Genomic DNA, 5,310 nt, shown 5'->3' with positions numbered 1-5,310 from the left:
GGCAGGTGTGCCCAGACGCACCTCCCATCCGGGCAGCAGATCAAGCACCGGCTCGGTACCGGTCACGGCGAGGCCGAAACGCAGTTCGTCGTGGCCGCTCGGCGAGAAAGGAAACTCGAACTCGAATTCGCGTTCGCCGGCAGCATCCGCGGCGAAGCGCGCGAAGGCGACGCCGTCGAGCGTCAGTTCGGTCGCGGGCACCCCGGCGAGGTCACCAGCGATGCGCCAGCGCAGCGTAGCGCCGTTCCAGCCGAGCCACTCCGCGCGCCACTGCGCTGCTTCCATCACCCATCCCGTCCGCCCGAAAGACTGTCACAAGCATAGCGGACTTGGGCGCGCATGGCGTACCAGCGCGGCTCGCCGCAGAACCTGCTCTCAGGCGCGTTCGATGTGCGCGGCGTAGCAGCCTGGGCGTGCGATATGCGCGTGCAGATAACGCGTCTGCGGATCGGCAAGCTGGCGCGTGATAGCTGCTTCGATGTCGCGGCCCTCGACGACATCGGCCGAAGTCATCATGCCGTCGGCGTCGAAGCCGCGCAGCGAGAGCAGGCGCTTGCGCAGCATCTGCGGCACCTGGTCGACGGCGTCGAAGCGGACTTCGCCTTCGCGCACGTAGATCGCGTGACGAGAGCGGTAAGGCGTGGCGACGGCGAGATGTTCGTAGTTGACGAGGATGACTTCGTCGCCAATCTTTGCGTCACTCAGGCTGATGCGGCACGGATAGCCGTGATCGGCGTCGACCGTGCGGCGCACGGCGCAGCGTTGCGCAAGTTCGGCGTCGGTCAGCGCAAACAGGTCGGCGAACGGTTCGGCCGACAGGCCGCGGATACGGAAATGCATGACAGTGCTCGATGAGTGGATTCGAGCGCAGTGTGCCGCGTCGGCGCTGCGTGCGAACTCCGCTTCTTGCGCGCGAATTCGTGGCGTCAGCCACGCTCGGCGACGATCAACCAGTTGTTGAACGGCAGCCGCCCGCTCAGCGGCGCGAAGCTCGCGCTCAGACCGCAACGCGCCAACAGCGCTTCGAGTCCTGCGCGCGTCGGATAGCGTTTCGGCGCGGTATTCATCCAGCCGATCCCGCGCGAGAACACGTCCATCGCGCGGGTGAAGCGCGTGCGCGCGTCGGCATCGTCGAGTCCGCTGCGGATCACCAGGCGCGCGCCGGGCACGATGCAAGCGGCCGCGCGTTCGATCAGTTCGTCCGCCGCCTGCGGCGGCAGGTATTGCAGCACATCGAGCAGCGCGACGCTGCCGCGATGGGCGGGAAAAGTTTCGCGGGTGAGATCGACACAAGCAAAGCGTACATCATCCAGGTCCGCATGCTCGGCCGCTGCGCGTGCAGCAGCGATCTTGTTCGCGTCGTTGTCGATGCCGGCGTAGCTACCGGCGAAGCCCCGTGCACGCAGTGTGTGGGCAAGCAGGCCGATGCCACAACCGAGGTCCAACAGCGGAGCGATCGTCTCCCGCAATGCGTCGCCGACGGCCGCATACAGCGGGTCGGTGGCGAGCTTGCAGCGCGCATACCAGTAATGCGAAGGTTCGGCGAATTGTCGGGCAATGGGCTTGGTTGCCGGGATTGCCGACGTCATCGCAACAAATTCATCGCGCGGAGCCCCGACTTCTGCGCAGCGCAAATGCGCCTGCTGCCAATAGACTAGCCACGCTGAGCAACAAGGATGATGGGCTGATCGGGGCGGAAACGCTGGCCGTCGGCGCGGCAGATACAACAAGCCCCATTGTTGCCAGCACCCGGATGGTATCGACCGAACTCTCCTGCCAGGTGACGCTGTGGGACCCGGCAGGGAGGATGCCGAGCGAGACGCTAGGAAGGGTCCAAGGCGTGCACGTCGCGCAAATCGGTGGCGGAGTGCCCACGCAATTGGCATACGTGGTGAGCGTTATTGCGTTGCCGTTTGGCTGTACGTTCGTTGCAGCGTCGGCCGGGCAGTAGTATTGCAACGTCGCTGTCACCGGCGTGCTGGAGTTCGGGTTGGCTGGCGAAAACTGTATCGGGGCGATTGCGCCCTGAGCCAACAACTGCCCGCAGATGCATATAAGCAGCAAAGCGAATAGCGCGTGCAGACAGCGTTTGACCACCATCGTGTTTCTCCCTGCTGATTGGTTCAGTCTGCCTCACACCGTCAGTGGATTCGGCTTGTCCGCATCGATCTTCCAGGTCTTGATCGCGCGGGCGACGTCCTTGGCGCTCATCTTGCCTTCGGCGGCGAGCGCGGCGATCGCGGCCTGGGCGATGTAGTAGCGATCGACCTCGAAGAATCGGCGCAGGTTGTCGCGCGAATCGCTGCGGCCGTAGCCGTCGCAGCCGAGCACGGTGTACTTCTTGCCGTCCGGCATGAACGCGCGGATCTGATCAGCGTATTCGCGCACGTAGTCGGTCGCGGCGACCGCCGGGCCGGCGCGGTCGGCGAGGCACTGGGTCACGTACGCCTGGCGCGGCTTGTCTTCCGGATGCAGGCGGTTCCAGCGTTCGGCATCGAAGCCGTCCTTGCGCAGTTCGGAGAAGCTCGGGCAACTCCAGATGTCGGCGGTCACGCCGAATTCCTTCTCGAGCAGTTCGGCCGCGGCGATCGCCTCGCGCAGGATCGTGCCGCTGCCGAGCAGCTGCACGCGCGGTTCGTTCTTCTTCGGCTTGCCCGCGTCCTTGAACAGGTACATGCCCTTGATGATGCCTTCCTCCGCGCCCTTGGGCAGGTCGGGGTGCGGGTAGTTCTCGTTCATCACGGTGACGTAGTAATAGACGTCTTCCTGCTCCTGCATCATGCGGCGCACGCCGTCCTGCATGACCACGGCGACTTCGTAGGAGAAGGTCGGATCGTAGGCCTTGCAGTTCGGGATGTTGGCGGCGAACAGGTGGCTGTGGCCGTCTTCATGCTGCAGGCCTTCGCCGTTGAGCGTGGTGCGGCCGGCGGTTCCGCCGACGAGGAATCCGCGCGCGCGCATGTCGCCCGCGGCCCAGGCTAGGTCGCCGATGCGCTGGAAGCCGAACATCGAGTAGTAGATGTAGAACGGCAGCATCGGCACGTTCGACACCGAATAGCTCGTCGCCGCGGCGATCCACGCGCTCATCGCGCCCGGTTCGGAAATGCCTTCCTGCAACACCTGACCCTTGATGTCCTCGCGGTAATACATGAGCTGGTCGGCGTCCTGCGGACGGTACTTCTGCCCGAACGGCGCGTAGATGCCGATCTGGCGGAACATGCCTTCCATGCCGAACGTGCGCGCTTCGTCGGCGACGATCGGCACGATGCGCTGGCCGAGGCCCTTGTCGCGCAGCAGCAGGTTGATGCCGCGCACGAACGCCATCGTCGTCGAGATCTCGCGATCGCCCGTGCCCTTGGTGATCTGCTCGAACGCGGACAGAGCCGGTGCCTCGAACGAGGTGCTCTTGCGCCGGCGCTGCGGCAGGAAGCCGCCAAGTGCGGCGCGGCGCTCGAGCATGTACTTCACTTCCGGCGAATCCTTGCCCGGATGGTAGTACGGCACCTGGTCGATCTTGTCGTCCGGGATCGGGATGCGGAAGCGGTCGCGGAACGCGCGCACCGCCTCGTTGTCGAGCTTCTTCTGCTGGTGCGTGGGATTGAGCGATTCACCCGACGCGCCCATGCCGTAACCCTTGACCGTCTTGGCCAGGATCACGGTCGGCATACCTTGCGTGTTGACCGCTTCGTGGTACGCCGCATAGACCTTGTGCGGATCGTGCCCGCCGCGGTTGAGACGCCAGATGTCGTCGTCGGAGAGGCTGCGCACCATCTCGAGCGTCTCCGGATACTTGCCGAAGAAATGCTCGCGCGTGTACGCGCCGCCGAAGGCCTTGCACGCCTGGTATTCGCCGTCGACCGTTTCCATCATGAGCTTGCGCAGCACGCCCTTGGTGTCGCGCGCGAGCAGCGGATCCCAGTAGCTGCCCCAGACGAGCTTGAGCACGTTCCAGCCGGCACCGCGGAACACGCCTTCGAGTTCCTGGATGATCTTGCCGTTGCCGCGCACCGGGCCGTCGAGGCGTTGCAGGTTGCAGTTGAGCACGAAGATGAGGTTGTCGAGCTTCTCGCGTCCGGCGAGCGAGATCGCGCCGAGCGTTTCCGGCTCGTCCGATTCACCGTCACCGATGAAGCACCAGACCTTGCGGTCGCTCTTCGGAATCAGGCCGCGGTTCTCGAGATAGCGCATCACGTGCGCCTGGTAGATTGCCTGCAAGGGGCCCAGGCCCATCGACACGGTCGGCGCCTGCCAGTAGTCCGGCATCAGCCACGGATGCGGATACGAGGACAGGCCGCGACCGTGGCCGGCGACCTCCATGCGGAACAGGTCGAGCCGGTCCTCGTCGATGCGGCCTTCGAGGAACGAGCGCGCGTAGACGCCCGGACTCGCGTGGCCCTGGTGGAAAACGAGGTCGCCCGGATGGTTCTCGCTCGGTGCGCGCCAGAAATGGTTGAAGCCGACGTCGACCAGCGTCGCGCTGGAGGCGAAGCTCGCGATATGGCCACCGAGGTCGCCCGGCTTGCGGTTCGCGCGCACGACCATCGCCATCGCGTTCCAGCGCACGAGGCAGCGGATCTTCCACTCCATCTCCGCATCGCCCGGGCTCTTCGCCTCGAGGTGCGGCGGGATCGTGTTGATGTATTCGGTCGTCGGCGAGAACGGCAGGTGGCCGCCTGCGCGACGCGTCGCGTCGACCATCTTCTCGAGCAGGAAATGCGCCCGTTCGGGGCCGTCGCTGCCGATCACTGCGTCGAGCGACTCGGTCCACTCGCGGGTTTCGGTGGGATCGATGTCCTGGTTGAGGATGTCGTCGAGCTTGTTCATGGTCTTTCCCTCCGCGAGCGCCTCATCGAGCGCTGATTGAATATGTTTGGCCGCTGCGCGCACGCGCGAGCCAAGTCTAACCGACCGCGCATGCCGTGACACCTGCAAAAACTGGAAAAAACTTGGCGTCGCGGCGCGTCGGGCGGTATGGTTCCGGGCATGATCCCTGCCTGTTCGTGTCATCGCTGCATCGGCCGGTGTCCACGCGGTTGTGACCGATGAGCACGCCCGCCGCTGACCCCATCCTCGCCCGACTCGTTGCCGTCGAAACCTCAATCCGCGCGGGCGATCTTGTCCGCGCGGGCAACTTGCTCGACCCGGTTCTCGCCGCTGCGCCCAACGATGTGCGCGCGAGTCTGGTCGAAGCCACGCTGGCGCGCGCGTTGAACGAGCAGCAGCGTGAAATCGGGGCGCTGCGGCGCGCCGCTGCGCTGACGCCGCGCTGGGCGGTGCCGCAGCTCGAACTCGGCAAGGCGCTCGCGCGCG

The 5,310-nt window shown here is 65.5% G+C and carries 6 protein-coding genes; 1 reads left to right on the top strand and 5 read right to left on the bottom strand.

Annotated elements, in window-relative coordinates; genetic code table 11:
- From VF497_RS04860 to aceE, 5 genes are all read right to left on the bottom strand, one after another.
- A partial coding sequence (locus VF497_RS04860; RefSeq protein ID WP_330886512.1) for a hypothetical protein occupies positions 1-285 on the bottom strand: 285 nt, incomplete at its 3' end.
- Between the two features lie 90 nt (positions 286-375).
- Positions 376-840, bottom strand: coding sequence for a DUF1203 domain-containing protein (locus VF497_RS04855; protein WP_330886511.1), 465 nt, complete (start codon positions 838-840; stop codon positions 376-378).
- Positions 841-926: 86 nt separating this feature from the next.
- Positions 927-1,589: a class I SAM-dependent methyltransferase gene (locus tag VF497_RS04850; RefSeq protein ID WP_330886510.1), complete on the bottom strand. Its 663-nt coding sequence runs from the start codon at positions 1,587-1,589 to the stop codon at positions 927-929.
- A 10-nt stretch (positions 1,590-1,599) separates the two neighbouring features.
- On the bottom strand, positions 1,600-2,100 hold the full coding sequence (locus VF497_RS04845) for a hypothetical protein (RefSeq protein ID WP_330886509.1): 501 nt from the start codon (positions 2,098-2,100) through the stop codon (positions 1,600-1,602).
- Between the two features lie 33 nt (positions 2,101-2,133).
- Positions 2,134-4,824 (bottom strand): pyruvate dehydrogenase (acetyl-transferring), homodimeric type, encoded by a 2,691-nt coding sequence (aceE, locus tag VF497_RS04840; RefSeq protein ID WP_330886508.1) that lies wholly within the window; start codon positions 4,822-4,824, stop codon positions 2,134-2,136.
- A 218-nt stretch (positions 4,825-5,042) separates the two neighbouring features.
- On the opposite strand from aceE, the gene VF497_RS04835 reads away from it, so the two are divergent.
- On the top strand, positions 5,043-5,310 hold a 268-nt coding region (locus VF497_RS04835), incomplete at its 3' end, for a hypothetical protein (RefSeq protein ID WP_330886507.1).

It is taken from the genome of Rudaea sp., from assembly GCF_036383415.1.
Taxonomy (GTDB): Bacteria; Pseudomonadota; Gammaproteobacteria; order Xanthomonadales; family Rhodanobacteraceae; genus Rudaea.
Note: the sequence above shows the minus strand (reverse complement) of the source record. Positions and strands in the feature narration are given on the sequence as shown.

What these genes read in the sequence shown, in the direction of transcription:
- VF497_RS04855 (WP_330886511.1), bottom strand. Translation starts at nt 840, where the DNA reads ATGCATTTCCGTATCCGCGGCCTGTCGGCCGAACCGTTCGCCGACCTG.
- VF497_RS04850 (WP_330886510.1), bottom strand. Translation starts at nt 1,589, where the DNA reads ATGACGTCGGCAATCCCGGCAACCAAGCCCATTGCCCGACAATTCGCC.
- VF497_RS04845 (WP_330886509.1), bottom strand. Translation starts at nt 2,100, where the DNA reads ATGGTGGTCAAACGCTGTCTGCACGCGCTATTCGCTTTGCTGCTTATA.
- aceE (WP_330886508.1), bottom strand. Translation starts at nt 4,824, where the DNA reads ATGAACAAGCTCGACGACATCCTCAACCAGGACATCGATCCCACCGAA.